Source organism: Collinsella sp. An307 (assembly GCF_002161805.1).
Classification (GTDB): Bacteria; Actinomycetota; Coriobacteriia; order Coriobacteriales; family Coriobacteriaceae; genus Coprousia.
On the sequence record NZ_NFIP01000006.1, the window covers coordinates 1 to 19,506 of the forward strand.

Annotated in this window: 18 protein-coding genes; 9 read left to right on the plus strand and 9 right to left on the minus strand. The window is 62.8% G+C overall.

What is annotated here, in order from left to right; all coding sequences use genetic code 11:
• Positions 1–108: 108 nt before the first annotated feature.
• Positions 109–822 (minus strand): hypothetical protein, encoded by a 714-nt coding sequence (locus B5F89_RS05975; RefSeq protein WP_087430887.1) that lies wholly within the window; start codon positions 820–822, stop codon positions 109–111.
• Positions 823–1,411: 589 nt separating this feature from the next.
• Between B5F89_RS05975 and B5F89_RS05980 the strand changes: the two genes are divergently transcribed.
• Positions 1,412–2,734 (plus strand): Shedu immune nuclease family protein, encoded by a 1,323-nt coding sequence (locus B5F89_RS05980; protein WP_087430888.1) that lies wholly within the window; start codon positions 1,412–1,414, stop codon positions 2,732–2,734.
• Between the two features lie 177 nt (positions 2,735–2,911).
• Here B5F89_RS05980 and B5F89_RS10295 read toward each other — a convergent pair whose 3' ends face one another.
• Complete coding sequence (locus B5F89_RS10295) at positions 2,912–3,037, minus strand: hypothetical protein (protein WP_255375167.1); 126 nt, start codon at positions 3,035–3,037, stop codon at positions 2,912–2,914.
• Here B5F89_RS10295 and B5F89_RS05985 point away from each other — a divergent pair.
• The 3 genes from B5F89_RS05985 to B5F89_RS05995 are packed head-to-tail and all read left to right on the plus strand — an operon-like array spanning position 3,036 to position 6,753.
• Entirely contained in the window at positions 3,036–3,947 is a 912-nt protein-coding gene (locus B5F89_RS05985) for a hypothetical protein (protein ID WP_239286693.1), read from the plus strand. The two genes, B5F89_RS10295 and B5F89_RS05985, sit on opposite strands and share 2 nt — an antisense overlap.
• Entirely contained in the window at positions 3,947–4,867 is a 921-nt protein-coding gene (locus B5F89_RS05990; protein WP_158098429.1) for a nucleotidyl transferase AbiEii/AbiGii toxin family protein, read from the plus strand. The genes B5F89_RS05985 and B5F89_RS05990 overlap by 1 nt, the downstream gene beginning before the upstream one ends.
• 35 nt (positions 4,868–4,902) lie before the next feature.
• Complete coding sequence (locus B5F89_RS05995; RefSeq protein WP_158098430.1) at positions 4,903–6,753, plus strand: P-loop NTPase fold protein; 1,851 nt, start codon at positions 4,903–4,905, stop codon at positions 6,751–6,753.
• 119 nt (positions 6,754–6,872) lie between these two features.
• Here the strand turns inward: B5F89_RS05995 and B5F89_RS06000 are convergent, their stop codons facing one another.
• From B5F89_RS06000 to B5F89_RS06015, 4 genes are all read right to left on the minus strand, one after another.
• A complete protein-coding gene (locus tag B5F89_RS06000) occupies positions 6,873–7,082 on the minus strand; it encodes a hypothetical protein (protein WP_087430892.1) in 210 nt (69 codons plus the stop codon).
• Positions 7,083–7,392: 310 nt separating this feature from the next.
• On the minus strand, positions 7,393–8,625 hold the full coding sequence (locus tag B5F89_RS06005; protein ID WP_087430893.1) for a hypothetical protein: 1,233 nt from the start codon (positions 8,623–8,625) through the stop codon (positions 7,393–7,395).
• Positions 8,613–9,578, minus strand: coding sequence for a ParB/RepB/Spo0J family partition protein (locus tag B5F89_RS06010; RefSeq protein ID WP_087430894.1), 966 nt, complete (start codon positions 9,576–9,578; stop codon positions 8,613–8,615). The genes B5F89_RS06005 and B5F89_RS06010 overlap by 13 nt, the downstream gene beginning before the upstream one ends.
• Positions 9,571–10,356, minus strand: coding sequence for an AAA family ATPase (locus tag B5F89_RS06015; protein WP_087430895.1), 786 nt, complete (start codon positions 10,354–10,356; stop codon positions 9,571–9,573). Before B5F89_RS06015 ends, B5F89_RS06010 begins: the two co-directional genes overlap by 8 nt.
• 638 nt (positions 10,357–10,994) lie before the next feature.
• Between B5F89_RS06015 and B5F89_RS06020 the strand changes: the two genes are divergently transcribed.
• The 3 genes from B5F89_RS06020 (at position 10,995) to hemH (ending at position 13,307) form a co-directional block, all read left to right on the plus strand.
• A complete protein-coding gene (locus B5F89_RS06020; RefSeq protein ID WP_087430896.1) occupies positions 10,995–11,738 on the plus strand; it encodes a DUF3793 family protein in 744 nt (247 codons plus the stop codon).
• A 64-nt stretch (positions 11,739–11,802) separates the two neighbouring features.
• Positions 11,803–12,222 carry a flavodoxin gene (locus tag B5F89_RS06025; RefSeq protein WP_087430897.1) on the plus strand — a complete coding sequence of 140 codons (420 nt, stop codon included), beginning with the start codon at positions 11,803–11,805 and terminating at the stop codon, positions 12,220–12,222.
• Positions 12,223–12,278: 56 nt separating this feature from the next.
• Complete coding sequence (gene hemH, locus B5F89_RS06030; RefSeq protein ID WP_158098431.1) at positions 12,279–13,307, plus strand: ferrochelatase; 1,029 nt, start codon at positions 12,279–12,281, stop codon at positions 13,305–13,307.
• 88 nt (positions 13,308–13,395) lie between these two features.
• Here hemH and B5F89_RS06035 read toward each other — a convergent pair whose 3' ends face one another.
• Both B5F89_RS06035 and B5F89_RS06040 read right to left on the minus strand, forming a co-directional pair.
• Complete coding sequence (locus tag B5F89_RS06035) at positions 13,396–15,129, minus strand: ABC transporter ATP-binding protein (protein WP_087430899.1); 1,734 nt, start codon at positions 15,127–15,129, stop codon at positions 13,396–13,398.
• The gene (locus tag B5F89_RS06040; RefSeq protein ID WP_204230609.1) at positions 15,130–16,965 is read right to left on the minus strand and encodes an ABC transporter ATP-binding protein; all 1,836 of its coding nucleotides are present in this window, start codon (positions 16,963–16,965) and stop codon (positions 15,130–15,132) included.
• A 127-nt stretch (positions 16,966–17,092) separates the two neighbouring features.
• On the opposite strand from B5F89_RS06040, the gene B5F89_RS06045 reads away from it, so the two are divergent.
• Entirely contained in the window at positions 17,093–18,088 is a 996-nt protein-coding gene (locus B5F89_RS06045; protein WP_087430900.1) for an AraC family transcriptional regulator, read from the plus strand.
• Here the strand turns inward: B5F89_RS06045 and B5F89_RS06050 are convergent.
• Complete coding sequence (locus B5F89_RS06050; protein WP_087430901.1) at positions 18,085–18,555, minus strand: GNAT family N-acetyltransferase; 471 nt, start codon at positions 18,553–18,555, stop codon at positions 18,085–18,087. The two genes, B5F89_RS06045 and B5F89_RS06050, sit on opposite strands and share 4 nt — an antisense overlap.
• Before the next feature lie 144 nt (positions 18,556–18,699).
• Between B5F89_RS06050 and cysE the strand changes: the two genes are divergently transcribed.
• Positions 18,700–19,470 carry a serine O-acetyltransferase gene (gene cysE / locus B5F89_RS06055; protein WP_087430902.1) on the plus strand — a complete coding sequence of 257 codons (771 nt, stop codon included), beginning with the start codon at positions 18,700–18,702 and terminating at the stop codon, positions 19,468–19,470.
• The last annotated feature ends 36 nt before the right edge of the window (positions 19,471–19,506 follow it).

A 19,506-nucleotide genomic window follows, 5' to 3' on the forward strand; every position in this document is an offset into this window, starting at 1 on the left:
GGGAGGGGCAGCGGCGAGGGGAGGTGGGCGGAAGCAAAGGCTCAGGGCGAGCAAGCGAGCAAGCGCGTCCGGAAGGCCCGCCGGCGGGGGCCGACGGGCCGGGCGTCGCTAGGCGGTCTTGCCACGGGGCTTTATGCAGGCGGTCTCCCCGTGCACGTAGTTGTTGGAGTTCCAGGAGAAGTCGCCGCCGTGGTCGTAGCGGGCGACGTAGGGCAGGTCGGGATACGTGATGCTGACCCGTCCGTCGGGCGTCTCCACCCGGACGGCGATCGCGTTGCCGGCGGGCTGCCCGAAGCCGACCACGGGGTAGGCCCTCCAGCCGTTCTCGTGCTCGCGCAGCCACACCTCGTCGCCGACCTCGAGCTCGCCCACCGGCACCTCGACGGAGTCGAGGAACTCGCCGAGGCGCAGGCCCTCCGGCATGGACTCGTCGAAGGAGCGCAGCATCTCGTCGAAATCGTAGGAGCGCTGCTCCTCGCACGGCTCTACGTCTCGGACGCCGGCGGGCCTCCAGCCCTCGTCGTACTCCGTCGTGAGGCGCTCGGCGATTCTCCAGCCCTCGATGACGTAGATGCCGTTGTCCCCGGGATCCATGCTCGCGTCGTCGGTGTAGGGGCCGATGCCGACCGACAGCGCGCCGCCGAAGAAGTTGCCGACGACCTGGCAGATGCGGGCCCACCCGTAGTTGTCGGAGCTGGGCGGGCGGTAGCCCTGGAGCTCGCAGTACCGAAGCAGCGGCTCGACGGTGTCGCGGCCGCCGTTCCAGTGCAGGTAGAGCCCGATCTTCCTCTCGCGCGTGGTGATGATCGCCCTGTTTCCCATCCGGGACCTCCTTCTCTTTCCTGGCTCCGCCCTGTGCTGAGCCCCGTTGGCGATCGCAGTCCGCGAGGCGCTTCCGGGCGCAAGGGAGGAAGGGGAAACCGGAGGCTCGAGCTTCCGACGCAGGAGGAAGGTTTTCCGCGGCCCTTGCGCCCGCAGGGGCCTCGCGGTCGCATGGCGTCCGACGGGGCTGTGCGGGGCGGGGCGAAGGTGCGGATTCCGGGAACGGCATCATCCATCCCAAAGGAGAAGGCCGGCGCGTCCGATATAGCGGCACAAATTGGCTCTCGATTGACCATCGCGATACCAAGTCTGTTTACACTGGTGCGAGCTAACGAAGCATGGCGAAGCGATTCGACGCGTCAGGATCGGGGCGGATTGTCGTTACGCGGTGGGAACTCGCCGCTGCCCAAATTCGGATCATCGAAATCGGGTTCTGCTGCGCCTGCACGTGGTGAATATTGCAGGTGTCGAAAGTCGCACGAAACAAAATCCGCGGGCGTATCGGGAGGAGCGAGCGTGGTAGCATCGAGACAATGCCGAGAACTCATTCGATTCAATCGAATGCGCCTCGCTCGGAAAGGAGCAGCGTATGCCTATTGGGTTCGACAAGGATGATAAGAGGATTCTCTTCCGGTATGAACCTGGGTATTCCTTTGATGCCATCTGCGCAAAGCTATGCATCGGCTTCGATGACTCGGGCGTCATCAGACGATACACTCCGGAGACACTGCCCGACGAGCTCGAGCAGAAGCGCCCGCCCACGCAAGACGACGCCAGGGCAACCATAAAGAGGGTTTTCACGTTTCTTCAAGACGACTTGGTCGATGAGATGTGCGAGAGCCTGACCGAGACCCTAGTATTCAAGTTCGCGGTACTCGACGAAGCGAATCCGGGCTATTTCAGGGTCAACGGGCGCGTATTCGATTGCGAACAAGATATCCTGCTCGCTACCAATCTTCGGCTTGATTGGAGGCTGTTCTGCGTTGGATACGAGCGCCGCACATCGGTCATCGAGCGCATTGCCTCAATGCTCGACGACTCGGAGGCTTTCATCGCCATCGGCGGTGATGACGAAAGGGCAATTCCGGAGGAGACCTTCAAGGAGCTGCTGGATGGCTTTCCAACTACAGCGACCCTAAAGCGCTACGGCGACGCCCAGATAGAAAGCTATATCCAAGACCACCTGTCCCTGAAAAAAGACTACGGGGCACAATACAGGCGATCTCTAGAGCGCAGGCGAACGAAAGCGTGCTTCAAACTTGGAAGCCCGACGATAGACGCGAGCAGGATTACAGCATTGCGCGAAGCGGCCACCCAGCTACACGGCCTTTTGAATCAGGGGAAGGCCGTTCCTGAGGAAAGCTGGCAGAGAGGGATCCTATGCGTACTGCCCGTTTTGTTCCCTCAATACGTTGCCGTAATCCCAAAAGCAATAATAAAGGACACGCTTACAGGCAAGAAGCGGGAAGTGGATTTTCTGCTCGTGGACGCTTCGGGTAACGCGGATGTGCTCGAGATAAAGAAGGCTTTCGACAAACGCAACCTTCTCATGCGGGTCCCGTACCGAGACAACAAGGTCCCGGCGCGGGAGCTGAGCGGGGGGATAATGCAGATCGAGAAGTACATCCACCTCCTTCTCAATTGGGGACGGGAAGGAGAAGCGGCTCTCACTCGCAACCATTCCGACCTTCTTCCCGATGGCCTTGCGATACGGTTCGTTAACCCGCGGGGAATTTTACTCATGGGTAATTGCGAGTTCGATGAAACCGAGCAACGCGATTTCGATCTCATTCGGCGCCAGTACTCGCATGTTGCCGACATCATCACCTATCCCGACCTTCTCCACCGCCTCGAGAGAATGATTGAAGCCCTTGGCCCATTGGAGAGTTCCCAAGATCCTGCGCCATCCTAACAAGATGGAAGACGCTCAGAATAGGACTATGGGACCGGCGGGGCGAAGCAGGGTGCGGACTTCGGGGGGGCGGCATCGCCCACCTTGGAGAGGTGAGACGGCGCGCTCCCGATGCCGCAGCGGAAACCGTCCCTAGGTCGGATATCATGATGCTAAGTTCGTTTACATTCATGTAAACTATCGAAGCATGGTAAAGCAATCTGACATATCGGAGCTGGAGCAGCTCGCCGCCTCCCAATGGGGGATGTTCACCACCGCCCAGGCGCAGGCGCTCGGGTTCAGGCGCAACCAGATCTCGCGCATGGTCGACTCCATGCGCGCCGAGCCCATGTGCTACGGGGTCTACCGGTTCGCCGCGGGGAGCGAGCCCGCGCACGCCGACCTCAAGGCGGCGTGGCTCTCGGCCTTCCCCAAGGAGACGGCGGCCGAGCGCCTCGCCAAGAGGCCCTTCGACGCCGTCGTCGCGGCGGAGACGGCAGCCGCCGCCCTGGGCGCCGGCGATTTTCATCTGTCCCCCTACACCTTCATCACGGCGGCCAGGAAACAGACGGTGCGCAAGGACATGAGATTCCTAGGGTGCTCGCTCGACGAGGCCGACGTCGTGATGATCGACGGGCTGCCGACGACGAGCTTCGAAAGGACCGTGTTCGACCTCCTTCGGATCGACGAGGACCCCTCTCTCGTCGACGGGTTCATGCGCGACGCTGCCAGGAACCGCGCCCACGCCTTCGACTTCGAGAGGCTCTCGGAGCTCCTCGGCCCGATAGCGTCGCGGCACGGCTTCCCCGAAGGGGGCGCGGCCTTCGCAGCCGACCTCGTCCTGCGCAACGTGTCCGACGTGCTGGTCGACAGGGCGAACGACGCCCTGCGAAGCGCGATCGTCGACATATGCGGGAGCGAGGCGTTCCAATCTGCAGCGAAAAGCGCAAACGGCCTTCTTCTCGATATCCTAAGGAGCACTGGCATCACATCCAAACTCGAAGAGATGCAGAGGACGCTCTTCGACTCGATTGGGAGCATGCATCTCGAAGCCATCAAAGAAATAGGGTTCCCCGGGACAGAAGCGTTTGCCAACGAGCTCGCGGCAGCAACCGATGCACTTCCGAAACCCAGCGCCGAAGGCGTTGCTTCGGCTCTAGCGAAAGCGACGAGAGCTCTTGATGCGCCAAGAGAGAGCAACAGAGCCGTGAACGCAGTAAGCGAGGAGAAATGATGCCCAAGGAATATCAAAGCGCGCTTGCGCTGGAGCAGGCGGTCAAGGCGGCGGCGAGAAGGTCCGGGCAGGACGTCGGGCGCGCCGTGGAGGGATTCTACGTCGGCAGGCTGCTGGAGAGGGTCTTCAGCGAGGAGAGGAAGCCCTTCGTGCTCAAGGGCGGCAGGGGGATCCTCGCCAGGACCGTCGACGCCCGCTACACGACCGACACGGACTTCCTCTACAGGGGCGCCGACCTGGAGGAGGCCCTCGGGGAGCTCAAGCGCCTTGCCTCGAAGGACCTCGGCGACCGCATGGAGTTCCGGTTCGTCTCGGCGGACAAGATAGCCGCGACCCAGGAGTACCGCGACGGGTGCCGGGCGCGGTTCGAGGTCGTCCTCGACGGGACCAGGCGCAAGTCGGAGATAGCCATCGACCTCGTCGCCGATCCCGTCGAGCTCGGGAAGGCCGACCTGGTGACGCCAGCCAACAGGCTCGACGTGAAGGGCCTGGCCGTGTTCGACTACCTGGTCTACCCCGTGGAGAGGACCGTGGCGGACAAGGTGTGCGCCACCATGCAGGCATACCCCGGCGGCAGGGAGTCGAGCCGGGTGAAGGACCTCGTCGACCTCGTGCTCCACGTGACCCGCTACGCCATGGCGGGCTCCGACCTCTCGAAGGCCATCGAGAGGGAGGCGGGAGTGAGGGGAATCGGCCCGCTCGACGCCTTCAAGGTGCCGGAATCCTGGCGCGGGCCCCGCGAGGGGGCGTACAGGAAGGCGGCCGCCGAGGCGAAGATCCCCGACCGGTGGCTCGGGGTCGCGGATGCCGAAAGGGTCGTCAAGGCGTGCGTCGACCCGGCGATAAGGCGGCGAGTCGAAGGGCTCGAATGGGATCCGGAAGCGCTGGGGTGGGCACCCGCACCACCATCGGAAAGATAAAGATGAAAGCAGACGGCGGACAAGGAGCGGCCAAGATGGACGAGACCAGCATCATCGGCGTCGTGAGGGGGTACCTCGAGGACAGGGAGAACTCGTACGCCCTCATGCTCACCGGGGAATGGGGATGTGGGAAAACCTACTTCGTCAAGCATGCGCTGACCGAGAACCTGGAGGCGGGTGAGAGCCGGCATCCTGTCGTGGTGGCGTCCGCCTACGGCGTCAAGGACTTGGCGGAGCTTTGCGGGGCGATCGAAGCGGGCTTCATCTCGAAATGCGCAATAGGGCGCGCGGACAGCGGGAAGAAAAGCAGGAAGGACTCACTCGTCGAGTTCGCCAAAGACACGGGCGTGTCGTTCCTCGGGAAGAAAATCAGGGAGCTGGAGAAGAAGGCGGGCGTCGACCTCAAGATGGCGCCGCTGAACGCAGTGAACCTCATCATCGGCCCCGAGGCCCTTCTCGTCATAGACGACGTGGAGAGGTGCGACATGGGGCTTAGAGAGCTGCTTGGAGCGGTCGACCACCTCGTCGTCGGCTGCGGGAAGAAGGTCATCCTCGTCTGCAACGAGGACGAGTGGAGGAAAAGGATAGAGCCGAAGGATGGGAAGGGCCAGGACGCGAGGGGGACGGCCAAGGAATACGAGAATCTCATCGAGAAGACCGTCTGGCGGAAGTGCCGATTCGAGCCCTCGGTCGACTCGGTTGTAGAACGCGTTCTGGGAGACGTCTTGCGTGACGTCTACCCGGAAGCGATCGAGGACGCAGCCTCAGCGATAAGGGAAAGCGGATCGCCGAACTTCCGGTCCCTCGGCAAGATGCGCCCCGTGCTTGTCGGGATGGTGAAATCCGGGTTCTTCGCCGAACCCGCCGACCCGGAGTCCGCCAGGGCGGTCTTCAGGGAGGCTTGCGGATTTGCAGCGGGGGCGGCGAAGGGGAAGCGCATCGAGCCGCCGTCGAGCCGGGAGGACTCCGTCCTTAGGGGAGGCATCTTCGAGTCGCGCCGGCTCAAATACGCCGCCTTGGACTTCATCTCCTGCTTTTTCGAAAGGTGCGAGGGGGTTGATCCCGAGCACGTCCGTTTCTGCCTGGATGACTACCTTGCTACCTTCCACCCCGACGGGCCGGCCGCCCGGGAAGCCCTCAGGTGCATCGAAAAGATCAGGGACGTCGCGTTCCGCGACGCCGAGATCCCTGGTCTGGTGGAGGCGATAGTCGCCGGGATCGCCCCCGAGGACGGGAGCCGCGGCTTGTCGTTCGACGTCTATCCCGACGCCCTGCGCGCCGTCAACGGCATAGCGGATGATTTCGCGGACGCCCTTCCCGGGGGGACCGCGCCGCTCATCGAGGCGATGGAATCCTCCATCGGGCGGGATCCCGAATCTGCGGTGAAGTCGATCAGGAAGAATCGGGTCGAATGGCAGGAAATTCCTTTCGACTCGAGCGGAACGTACGCAATTCCGGTCTTGGAGGAGATCGACAGGTTGAGAAAACTCGCCTTGACGACGCTGCGCGAAAGGGAATCGAGGTCTCTCGGCAACGTCTTGGAAAACGCGCACGACCAATTCGCGGAAAAGCTCTATCTGACTTTCTCGAAATTAGATGATCGATCGGAGCCCATCCTGTCTCTCATTTCCCTCGACGCTTCTCTCTTCATGAGGGCGTTGGAGAAGATGTCTCCCGGGGACATTCGGCTTGTGCACAGGGCTCTCTCTCCGGACGGCCTCATGGGGTCGCGTCCCGCCTCGTTAAAGGATGAGGACAGGAAGGCCCTTGCAGCTTGGGCCAAAAGGATCGAATCAGAGATCGGCGAGGTCGAGGCCAAGGAATACTACCAAAGAATCTACTTCGAGGCCATATCCCGCAGCCTCGATGAGCTTGCCCATCTCTAAAGTTGCCGCTTTAGCCGAGTCGAGAGGCGGCGGCGCTTGATATCGTCGGCGAGTTACCGACGGCCGCTCTACCGCGGAGATGAGGGTTCCTCATTTCCGGGGCATCCTTCCCGTATGGCCTAGACTCCCGCCCAGGCGTCGTCGAGGTCGGACGCGCAGCTTTCCACCACGCACCTCACGGCGGCAATCTCCGACGGGGTCACGCTCCCGCTGCCGGCCTTCTCCTCGAGCATGGCGAGGATGGATGCGGCTCCTTCGAGGCGCTCGGTCGAGCGCACGATTGCGTCGATGGATTCTTGGGGTAGATTGGTGCTGCGGATGCCTTCCATGGGGCTCCCTTTCCTTGGCACGGCGGTCGAGGGAAGGATGTCCTCCGGGGCATGAAGAGAGAGGCATCCACCTCAGTTGTCACCCTGTTGGGAAATGTACGCCAAATACCCAAAACGGCAGATGCCCCTCTGTCCGGTATTTGGCGTACGAGTATTCAGTTAGGGTGACCGCCCTATTATACGCGCCGCGGCACCGCTTCGCCCGAAATGCACAACGCGGCAGGGCGGGAGCGGCGCGCGGCGGCGCCGTGCGCTCACATGAAGCGGAAGACGGCCTTGAAGAGCCATCGCGCGAACCTCGCCACGATCCTCATGACGCAGCCCTCCTCCCGTCCGCCGGCGCGGCGCCGCGGCGGCCGCCTCCGTGCAGCAGCTCGCAGATCGCGAGGTAGCGCCCGTAGCGCTCCTCGCACGCCGCCATGTACTTCCCGTAGAGCCTGTCGCCGGCGCACCTCTCCGCCACGTCCTCCTCGCTCGCCCCGGGCCGCTCGTCGTAGAGCAGCGAGCGCACGATGCTGCGCCGCGACTCGACCTTGCGCCAAAGGGGCGCGAACTCGGGGTCGGCCTTAGCGAGGCCGGGCATGTCGAGGGGCTCCCCGTCGCATCCCAGAAGGTCGGGAGGGACGGGCTCGTCCGCCCACGCGGCGAGGCCGTCCTCGCCCTCGATCCAGCGCAGGAGGTTCTTCGCGAGGCGCCTGTCGTCGCCGTTGCGCAGCCAGTAGCTCCTCGAGTACGCCGCGTAGGCGTCGGCGATCTGGCCGGGGAGGAACCCCGAGGCGACCTTGCGCCGCCACGCCTCGTGGCAGTCGCGCTTGAACCTCAGCGACGCGACGGGCTTGAGCGACATCGCGCACAGCCGCTCGAACGCCTCGGGGAACTCGCCCCTCCTGTACGGCCTGAAACCGCCCGTCTCCTCCGCCTTCCCGGCCGCCTCCGGGGGGCAGGAGGGGGGTTGTTCATCAGGGTCAGTCTTTCCATCCTTTGAGTAGTTTATAGGGGCGGATTCCCCAGATATGGGTTTTCCGGATGTGGCTTCCCCGGATGTGGCCGCGCCAGATACGGGTTTTCCCGTTCTGGGTACGACCTGGGCTTTTTCGGGGGCGCCCTCCCCGCCGCGCCCGCCATGGGGGTCGGCGCCGGACGCCTCGTCTGCCGGCTGGGCGTCGCTTCTGGAAAACTCGGAGAGGACGGCGAACCCGTCGGCCTTGAGCTCCTCGGACACTGCGCCGTGCATGGCGGGGTCGTCGAGCGTGATCCAGGTGGCCTCCTCCGCCTTGAGAAAGCGGCCGTTCTCGCTCCTCTTGCGGGCGCGGATGATGTAGCCGGCCGCCTCGAGCTCCTTGATCCCGGCGGTGACGGCGTCCACCCCGTCTCGGACCAGCGAGGCGAACCCCCGGATGGTGAAGACCCACTCGGGGTTGCTCTCCAGCGAGCGGATCTGGCAGTAGATGCCCTTTGCCTTCAGGCTCAGCGAGCGGTCGAAGAACACGGTGTTCTCGACGTGGGTGAAGGAGCCCTTGCCCCTGTGCATCACATTGCCCACGGCTCCCCTCCCTTCTCCTGGGCGGCGCGCCTGCGTTCCGCCTGCTCGAGCAGCTCGAGGGCGCGAACGATGCGGCCCTCGATCTCCTCGCGGGTCGCGGAGGGGTCGAAGAACCGGGCGATGCTCCTCTTGGGGATCTTCACCTGCTCGACCTGGTTGGGCTTCTCCTCCTCCATGATCGACTGGACGAGCGCGGGGGTGAGGCAGCGCGCGCTCGAGTAGCGCTTCAGCTTGAGCGCCTGTGCGTGGGAGGGGGTGCAGGCGCAGGCCCGCATCGAGTCGAGCAGCCATTCCTGCTCGTCCTTCGAGAGGTAGCTGGCCTCCACCGCGGGCAGCATCCTCATGCGCCCCTCGTCGACGAGGGCGAGCAGCTCCGGGATGAGGTTTGTGAGCCTGATGTAGCGCCTCACCTTGGCGCCGCTGACTCCCAGCTCCTCGGCCAGGACGTCGCGTGAGCGCTTTCCTTCCAACTTGTGTTCATTTTGCACACAAGTTAGGTCGGTGCGCTTCCCTTGGCGGTTCATGGCCTCGAGGCGCATCGCGTAGGCGAACGCGCGCTCGCTGGGCAGGATCGACTCTCTCTGGAGGTTGGAGTCCACCATCGCGATGACGGCCTCGTCGTAGGACATCTCCTTGACGATGCACGGGACGCTCTCGAGCCCCGCGCGCTCTGCGGCGGCCTTGCGCCGGTGCCCGCTGACGAGTCCGTAGCGGCCTCCGTCGACGGGCCTCACCGCGAGGGGGACGAGGACGCCGTTGCGCGCGACGCTCTCGACGAGCGCCTCCATCTCCTCGTCGTCGGCGACGCGGAAGGGGTGCTCTGGGAACGGGTCGATCTCTCCGAGCGGGATCTGGCGGACCTCGTCGGCGAGGGCGCGGTCGCGCTCCTCCTGCGAGGTGAAGAGGTCTTCGATGGCGGGAAGCCCGATGGAGGCGCCCTTCTTCCTAGCCACGGCGGTCCACCTCCTCCGCGAGATCGGCGAAGGCCCTGGCGGCCCTGCCGGAGGCGTCGTAGGAGAAGACGCTCTCGCCCGCGGCGGCGGACTCGGCCGCGGAGACGGCGCGCGGCACCACGGTGTCGAAGACGCGGAGCGCGGCGCCGTACTGCTCCCGGATGGCGCGCTCGACGTCGCGCGCGAGGTTGTTGCGGGAGTCGTAGAGCGTCACCAGGATGCCCTCGACGGACAGCCCGGGGTTGATCTGGCGCCTCACGCGCCCGACGGTCTTGAGCAGCCCCGCCATGCCCGAGGCGGGGAGGTACTCCGCTGACACGGGGATGATCACGCCGTCCGCCGCGACGAGGGCGTTGACGGGGATGATGCCGAGCGTGGGGGCGCAGTCGAACAGGATGTAGTCGTAGTCTGCGCGCAGGGGCTCCGCCCACGTCTTCAGGATGCGCTCGCGGGACATGGCCATGAACACGGCCATCTCGAGGCTGGCGAGCTCGATGTTGGCGGGCATGAGGTCGACCCCCTCGCGATGGCCCAGGATGCCCGCGCGAGGGTCCTCGTCGGCCCCCTCGATGACCGCTGCGATGTGGGTCGCGACCGTCGTCGCGATGGAGTCGGGGTCGGCCCATCCGAGCGATTTGGTCAGATCCCCCTGCGGGTCGGTGTCGACCAGCAGCACGCGCCTGCCGCGCCGTGCGAGCGCCACCCCGAGGCTCAGCGTGGTGGCCGTCTTGCCGGTGCCGCCCTTCTGGTTGGCGACCGCTATTGCCTTGCATGGCATGTTGCTTCCTCCCTTCCGCGGACTTGCGCCGCGTCCCGGGAGGTCAGAAGATATTGGCTTGCAGTTTGGGGAAGCTGCAGGAGGGCCGCAGGCGGGCGTCACGCCCCTTGCGGTCTCTCCGCCTCTGCCGCGTATCGGGTTCGAGGACAGGCGTTCCCGGCCTGATGACTTCGGTCGCAGCCGCTGGAACTGGACGGAAATACCGCGTTTTTCCAGTGCGAACCGATTGATTCCAGTAAATGATGGATAGCGAAAACAGCCGTTTGACGTGGTGTTTTATAGAAACCAGCTGTTTTGGGGTTCGAATCGGATGCGGGTTACTATGTATTGGGAAGCTGATGCCTTACCACTTGGCGATGCCCGCATATCACGTCGTCGCAACGACGTAGGGGATAGTATACCGTGCCGGTTTTGGCGGGACAAGGCTTCGCTCTTAGAACCGCCGCGGTCGCCACGCATTCGACTCATACCACAGCATTACTACCCCTGTGTACCAAGCAGACAGAAGTTCAGAACCAGCCTCTTGTAACAAGGGATATCTCTCCTCTCGAAAAAGATAGATAAATCTAACTTTTCACCTACCGGTCGCCTTTTATCTGATAAGTTATATCAGGTTAACACTTAAGCGAGGAGAGTCTATGGACCGACCGCTGTTAGGCGAAGAGCTCGAGAAAGCATTCGTGCGCTCGTGTGGCCCCGTCCTGCTCGGCGCCAAACCTGCCAACCTGTTTACCTTCTGCGGGCGTTTTGATGAGAACTGCTCCGTATGCGACAAGGGCTGCCGACAAAACCAACCACGTGAAAGAAACCCTCTGGTTGAGCAGCGCCGCAAGAAACTCGCACTCCTCGTTGATGAGCTCGATGCGAAGCTGTCGGCATGCGGTGTGCGTTGCGTTGTCCTTGCGTGGAGGCCTTTCGGCGCTCTCGTGTACGGATACCGTCCCTCACTCGTAGCACATCACATCAAACACGCCCCAATCGCCCACGACCTATTGGTTCGTGGATACCCCATAGAGAGGCTAGCGGACCGTTCACGCCCTCTACCTTCGGAGATGCCCTCCTGCAACATCAATCGGCCGATTCGGCATGAGGAGTTCCTGGCTCCGTGCATCGCCCATCTCGCCAAGCGGTTTCTAGAGCAGCCGGTCCCACACGAAATCGGCTATTTCCTTGGATATCCCGTCTCAGATGTGCGCGGCTTCATCGAGCACGAAGGCCGAAACTTCCTTTGCTGCGGCTGCTGGAAGGTATATGCCAACGTCCGCAGCGCGCAATACCGCTTCGCGCGTTATAAGCGCTGCACCCGAAGGGCGATTCGACTATACAACGCAGGAGTTTCGATTGTTGATCTGGCACGAGATCCCACCGTCAAGGTTGCGTAGCCAGGCGTCCAGATTGGTAACCCGGTTCGGCAAAGGGCCGACCTCAACGTAGAAAGGAACGAACATGAGCAAGGTCGCGGTTGTGTACTGGAGCGGCACGGGAAACACTGAAGCGATGGCGGAATTCGTCGCCGAAGGCGCCCGGGCCGCAGGTGCCGAGGCAGAGGTTATCGCTTGCGCTGATTTCTCTTCGGCAAACCTGGACGACTTCGACGCTTTTGCCTTCGGATGCCCCGCCATGGGCGCCGAAGAGCTGGAGAGCGAAGAATTTGAGCCCATGTGGGACGATGTCGAGCCAGAGCTTCCAGGTCGTCGCGTTGCACTGTTTGGTAGCTACGACTGGGCAGACGGCGAGTGGATGGACCTGTGGCGCGAGCGCGCTGAGGGCGCGGGCATTACGGTCATCGGCACCGTTATCGCTAAAGATTATCCTGATGAAGAGGCGACCGCTGCTTGCAAGGCGCTCGGTGCCGAACTAGCATAAAGGATACCCATACCGACAAACAACAAACAGTTTGCATGCTACCTAGGGGGATCTGGATGAATCAACAACGTGCGCAGGGGCCAACCGGCGTCCTGCTCATCAATACCGGATCCCCCTCCCCCCCAACACCGGAAGCAGTCCGCACCTACCTAGGGCAATTCCTCATGGACGACCGCATCCGGCCATTGCCTGCGCCGGTGTGGAGGGCGATTCTTGAACATATCATCTTGCCGCGACGGTGCCCCGCATCTGCCCAGAAATACGCTGCGATATGGGGTGACAAAGGCTCTCCGCTTATTGCGGGCTGCTGCGAGCTCGCCTCCCAAGTTGAGACGATTATCCGATCCCGAGGGCGCGAGGGGCGGAGTGCCTCGGCTACAGACGTGCCGCTTGTCCGCGCAGCAATGACCTACGGGGAGCCGTCTGTTGCCTCGGTTCTTAAGGAGCTCAAAGACGCAGGGTGCACGCAGCTCATCGCGCTCCCCCTGTACCCGCAATCCGCCTTCGCCACAACCGCTGCGGCGTTGGGCGCCCTTGATCGCAACCTCAAGCAGATGGCATGGCAGGTGCCGACCATATCAATCGAAGCGTACGGGGATAACGAGGCATATCTCGACGCCGTTGCAGATTCGATACTTCAGGCAGGCTATCGCCCCCAAAGCGATTATCTCCTCCTGTCGCTGCACGCAATTCCGCTCCCCGACATCGATGCGGGAGATACCTATACCGAGCAGGTTCGTCGTTCATCTCACGCCATCGCTGAGCGACTTGGCGCTCCCAGCGGTGCCTGGTCGATTGCCTATCAGTCACCGTTTGAGGACGGCAGGCGTTGGACCGGGCCCTATACGGCGCGCGTTGTCACCAGACTCGCCAAAAGCGATAGCCGGCGCCTCACGGTGGCATGTCCGGGCTTTGCGGTTGACTGTCTCGAAACTCTCTACGACATCGACCGGATTCTTCGCGCAACGTACCGGGATGCACAAGGCAATCCCGCGAACGACCTTCTATATGTCCCCTGTTTGAATGCCTCAAAATCGCATGCAGAGGTCCTCGCAGAGATTGTTCTACAGGCGATGAACGAGTAGCCTTCGCCTAAAGATAGCGAGGGACACGCACGCTTGGGTATCTGCAGCTGTCAGCAAAGCCAAGCGCGCGCATCCCGTAATAGCACCGCTAGAGCGTCCACTCCGCGCTCGCGGTCTGCAGATGCACCATACGGGCAAAAAGACCATTGGCAGCCAGGAGCTCGGCGGGGCTGCCCTGCTCGACCACGCGGCCACCATCGAGCACCACGATCTTGTCTGCACTCATGACGGTACGCATGCGGTGAGCGATGACGATAACGGTCTTGCCGACAAGCAAATGCGAGAGCGCCTCTTGCACCTGCGTCTCGTTCTCCACGTCGAGCGATGCCGTGGCCTCGTCCAAGAGCACAACCGGAGCGTCTTTGAGCAGCGCTCGGGCGATGGAGATGCGCTGACGCTCGCCGCCGGAGAGCTTGGAGCCGTTCTCGCCGATCATGGTGTCGTAACCCTTAGGCAGGCGGCTCACAAACTCATCGCAGTTGGCCGCGCGCGCCGCCGCGAGCACCTCCTCGTCGGTGGCGCCGCGCCGACCCAGGCGAATATTGCCCATTACCGTATCGTCAAAAAGCAACACATCCTGGAATACCACGGCAAAGTCGCGCAGCAGCACCTCGGAATCCACGCCAGACACGTCCACACCGCCCACGGTTACGCGGCCCGCATTGGCATCCCACAAGCGACAGCTCAAGCGCGCACAGGTAGACTTGCCGGAACCGCTTGGCCCCACAAGCGCCATGACCTCGCCTTCGCACGCAGTGAACGTCACCCCGTCGAGAACCTTCTCGCCACCATCGTAGGAGAAGGACACATCTTCAAAGGCGACGTCGTGGCCGTTTGGTTCGTACGTCTCGCCGCCCTGTGCAAGCGGCTCCTCATAGAAGCTCTTCATGCGCGACGCAGCGGTCTTGGCCGAGAAGAGCTCGGCGATGAGCATGAGGCACTGATCAAAGGGCGCGTAGATGCGGCTCACCACCACAAGAAAGGCAAAAAGCGTCATGAACGTGCAGGAGCCCTCCAAGATGAAGGTTGCACCGGCGAGAACCGTCGTGGCGAGGCCGAGGCGCAGCACAACTTGGGCACCGTTGACGGCGATACCGCACGCAACTTCGGAACGGGCCGCCTGTCGCTCAGCAGCATCGATGTCGGCATGGATGTGCTCGAGGTAGCGGTCCTCCTGGTTTGTGGCGCGCACCTCTCGCACGCACTCGAGAGCCTCTTGGATATCCTCGGAGGTAGCGAGTCCACGCAAACGCGTGGCCTCCATCATGGGCTGGAGCGTGCGGCGAGCCCCAAAGAGAATCGCAAGCCCCACCGGACAGCTCCAGAGCGATGCGAGCGCAAGCCGCCAGTCGAAGAAAAGAAGTCCTATGGCGGCGACAGCGAGCGTGATGTAGGCACCATAGAGCTCGGGGAGCACGTGGCTATAGGCGTGCTCGGTGGTCTTGACGTCGGTCATGAGGGTCTCGGTGAGGTCGGCAAGGTCGCGCCGGCCAAAAAACGAGAGGGGCAGTTTGCGCAGGCGCTCCGCGAGGCCGATGCGCTGCCGGCCACTTTCCTTATAGATGACGCCGTACTGGTAGTAGTAGGCAAGGTACTCGGTCGCAAAAAGCACGACGGCAAAGATTACAATCGCAGCTGCGTACGGGGCAAGCGGGGGTAGCGGCGCGCCCTCGGTGAGGTGCGCCATGAGCGCCTCCATAAGCAGGTAGACAATACCCACCCCACCGAAGATGACGAGGTTGGAGGCGGCCGTCCATACGGTGCCAAGCTTCACATTTCTCATGCCCTCGTCGGTGAGGGCGTACTTCTCTTGGATACTCATCTAATCCACCTCCCGGGCGCTCGTGATGCGCCAGCTCACAGACCGTTCGTAGTCCGCCCACATGCGCGCGTAAAGACCGCCCGCCGCTAGGAGCTCCTCGTGCGTCCCTTGCTCAACCACGCGCCCCGCGTCGAGCACCACGATTTTGTCGGCTTCGCGCACAGTGGAGAGCCTGTGGGCAATCATGAGGACCGTGCGAGGCTCACCGTTGCGACCGCGGGCGAGGCGCTTGAACGCTGTCTGGATCTTGACCTCGTTCTCCGGGTCGGCAAAAGCCGTCGCCTCATCGAGCACCACTACCGGCGCGTTCTTCAAAATGGCGCGTGCGATCATGAGACGCTGCACCTCACCTCCCGAGAGGTGAGCGCCGCCTGTGCCCACAAGGGTATCGACGCCGTTAGGCAGCTTCTCCAGAATATCGCCGCACTGAGCGGCCTCGAGTGCTTCGAGTGCCTCGCCGCGGGTAGCGTCCGGACGGGCAGCGCGAACGTTTTCGAGCACCGTCTGTTTAAACGGGCGATTTGCCTGGAAGACAAAAGCAACACGGTCCATGAGCTCGGCAGGGTCCATGTCCCGCACGTCCGCACCACCAAGCTCCACGCGCCCCGAGTCAACGTCCCAGAAACGCGGAACGAGGCTCGCCGCCGTGGTCTTACCGCCGCCGGAAGGGCCCACGAGCGCTACCGTGGAGCCGGCAGGCACCTCAAAGCTCACATGGTCGAGCGCCGGCGCCTCCGCTCCCTCGTAGGTGAAGGTAACGTCCTCGAAGCGGACGGCGTTGCCCTGGGGCATGCGAGGATTCACGGGTGCCGAGATGACAGGCGCGGCGAGCACCTCTTCCACGCGCGTCACCGCGTCTGCCGCCGACTGAAACGCCTCGGACATGAACATCACGCGCGTGACGGCGGTAGGAACCACGGCTGAAAAGATTGCGTAGAAGGCGAAATTAGCGACAAAGCGCGCAACGTCGCCCTCGCCAGGCGCTAGCAGAATCGCCGCGGGCACCAAAAAGATCGCGACGCCGTTTAGGACGGTAAGCGAGAGCGACTGTGGGGTCTGGCACCACTTGACTGCATAGTCCTGCGCGAGCCGCGTGAACTCGTCTATGGCGTCGTGGAACGCGCGGAAACTGTAAACCGTCTGCTGGAAGACCTTGACCACGGGGATGCCGCGCACATACTCCGTACCCGTCTTGTTCATCTTGACGAGCGACTCCATGTAGCGCGTCATGAAGTCCATACCGCGCCCGCCCATCATGTAAAAGAGGCAGGCAAGCGACACGATCACCGATATCATGCACGCAAGTCCAAGGCGCCAGTCGAAGACGAAAAACAGGGCTATCATCCCAACGATCATGGCCACAGACCCGGCCGTGTCCGGGAGCTTGTGGGCGAGCAGGCCCTCGGTCTCGGCGGCGCAGCCGTCCACGACGCGGCGAAGCGCGCCGCTTGCGTGGGTATCGAAGTAACCCAGGCTCGCATGCATAAGGTGGTCCGTGGTGCGCTTGCGCATGTTGGACGCGCAGCGGAATGCCGCAAGGTGCGTGCACATGAGACCGGCAAAGTAGAGCAGGATGCTCGCGCCCGAAAGCCCGAACGCCCACCAGCCATACACAGCGATTCCCGTTGCAGCGCCCCAGTCGGGTGCGACTGCGATGAGATCACGCGCTACGAACCAAACACAGATGTACGGCCCAAAGCTCACGAGCATCGAAACCGCCGAAAGAGCGCAACCCAGATACGTGAGCGCGCGGCGAGAGCCGGCGAAAGCAAGCAGGCGCCCCACGGCGCCCTTGCCACGGGCACCGCCCTCTGCCGCCGAGCGTGAATCAGACATATCATCCTCCCTGTCCGTTGAGGCCTTGATTGGCAGCACCCCGCAACGTATCATGTGATGAGCAGAAAGTTAGTATTAGTTAACTCATATGAGACAACCTCTCATGAAAGGCGGACGAATCTTCAAGATGACGGGCGCAGGAAGCATTTCCCGTGAGCTGGTTGCTCTCTTTGAGCCTCAGGTCGAGCAGCTTGGCATACGCCTGGAACGAAGGGGCGGCATCTGGACGGGCTTTGCCGCGGGTGGCAAAGCGCAGGGGTCGATGTGGCTCTGCACGCCTTCGCCGCACTGCCTTGTGCTCTGCCATGACGTAATTCCGCTCGAAGATATGCCGCTCTTTGAAGGATCCCTGGGCCCGTACGCCTGCGCCTGCACGATGGGCTTCGATGCCGTTGAGTGTTCTCGGGACTGCGGCCTTCCCGTCAGGTTCGTCGGCACCGAAAGCTGCAGGCAGCGGCCAGGAGACGAAGTCGCCACATTCGTGGAGCAGGGCCCACGCTCACTATCCAGCCGCCTTGTCGCCGGCCGTGTCTACCGCTCCCGCTCCATCATCATGTTGCCCGAGCTCTTTGATGAGCTGGAGCGCCGGTACTCAGGGGAATTCAGCAAGCTTTTCCCTGCGTTCGGTAAACGCTGGGGGACCAGCTCTGAGCTCGCAATCCGCGATGCTCTTGATGCCATCCCCACGCACCCGCCAACTCATCCCGGCAGCGAATTGGGGCTCCTCTCGACCGTCACTTCATTGCTGGCATCGCTCGTGACAGACGGGACAGGCGCTTGCCAGGATACGGAGGACCTCGCACGCCGTGCAGAAAGGCTCATAGCCTCTGCAATCGAGGTGAACGGAGTGCCGCCCTCTGTCGACGACCTTACAAACGCGCTCTACATAAGCCGGTCACGACTCTGCGATGCGTTCAAGCGCTCGACTGGCCATAGCATAGGCGCATACGCGCGGAAGCTGAGGATGGCACGGGCGTGCCGCCTCCTTGAAGGCGGTGGGCTCTCCATAGCGGAGGTTGCCGCGACCTTGGGCTACCCGAGCCCATCGGCATTCTGTCATGCCTTTGCCTCTGCCATGGGGCTCTCTCCCCGCAAATGGGTCGAACTACAACAGAGACGTTAGAGGCGAAGCAGCATGAGCGCCTCCTCGTCGTCGCCACCTTCCTCTACAAAACCTAGGCGCTGGTACAGATGGATGGCGCGGTTGGCACGCTGGGCAGAAAGCGAAACGGCAGGAAAGCCTGACTCGCGCAGGCGCTCGATCAGCCCACGCAGCAGTTGTGTCCCCACGCCCCGGCCGCGCCATTGGGGCCAGAGGGCGATGGCGATCTCGGGCACGCCCTCATAGAGAAAGCCGCAGCTATGGATCAGGCGCGCCCATGAGGCGCCGACTATCTCGCCATCAACCTCGGCCACAACGCCAATATCCCCCGCGCGCTTACCAAAGTCCTCAACATACGCACGGAATTCCGGCTTGTTGAGGATGCTCCGCGGAAAGGGCTCCTGCCCCTCGGGGACAAAGATCGACTCATAGAGAATGTCATCGAGCAGCGGTATCTCTTCCTCTGCGATATCTCGAATCTGCACCATAGCCCACCTCTTCTGCGCACCTGAGCGTTACGACTCGTGCTAAATCCTAGTAATCCTATAGACATTTGCACGACGCACCTCTACCATACTGGCATCGACGCGTGGCGCGCAAGCTCGCCGCGCATCCCAGAGGGGAGTCTCACCATGAGCTTCATCGCAACCGTCCGCGAGGATATCGCCACCGTTAAGCGCAACGACCCCGCAGCCCAGAGCGCGTTTACCATCTTCATCTCTTACCCCGGCCTGCATGCCAAATGGATGCACACGCCAGAGAACTGGCTCTGGCGCCACGGCCTGCGCGGCCCGGCCCGCGTCCTCAGCCAAATCACCCGCTTCTTCACGGGCGTGGAGATTCACCCCGCGGCGCAGATCGGCCGGCGCTTCTTTATCGACCACGCCATGGGTGTCGTCATCGGCGAGACCACCATCGTTGGCGACGACTGCGTGCTCTACCAGGGTGTCACCTTGGGCGGCACCGGCAACGAGGACGGCAAGCGCCACCCCACCCTCGGCAACAACGTCGTAGTGGGAAGCGGCGCCAAGGTGCTCGGCAACATCCACATTGGCGATAACGTGCGCATTGGCGGCAACTCCGTCGTGGTGAAGGACGTCCCCGCCAACTCCACGGTGGTGGGCATCCCCGGGCGCGTCGTGCGCCGTAACGGCTGCCGCGTGCTCACCGAGCGCTACGATGCGAAGAGCCGCCACGAGAGCATGCCCGACCCGGTGCGCGAGGCGCATGCGTGGAACCGCGAGAAGATCAACGACAACGCACGGCGCATCCGCCAGCTTGAGGAGCAGGTCGAGGTGCTTACCTGCATGCTCGAGCGCCGCGGTGTCCCGGTGCGCGTCGATGCGTCTGCAGAAGACGGCCCGACGCCGTGCGACAACGAGGTTTCCGCCAGCGGCAGATAGGTCGAACGAGTCGCGCGAAGCCGTATAATGTTGACG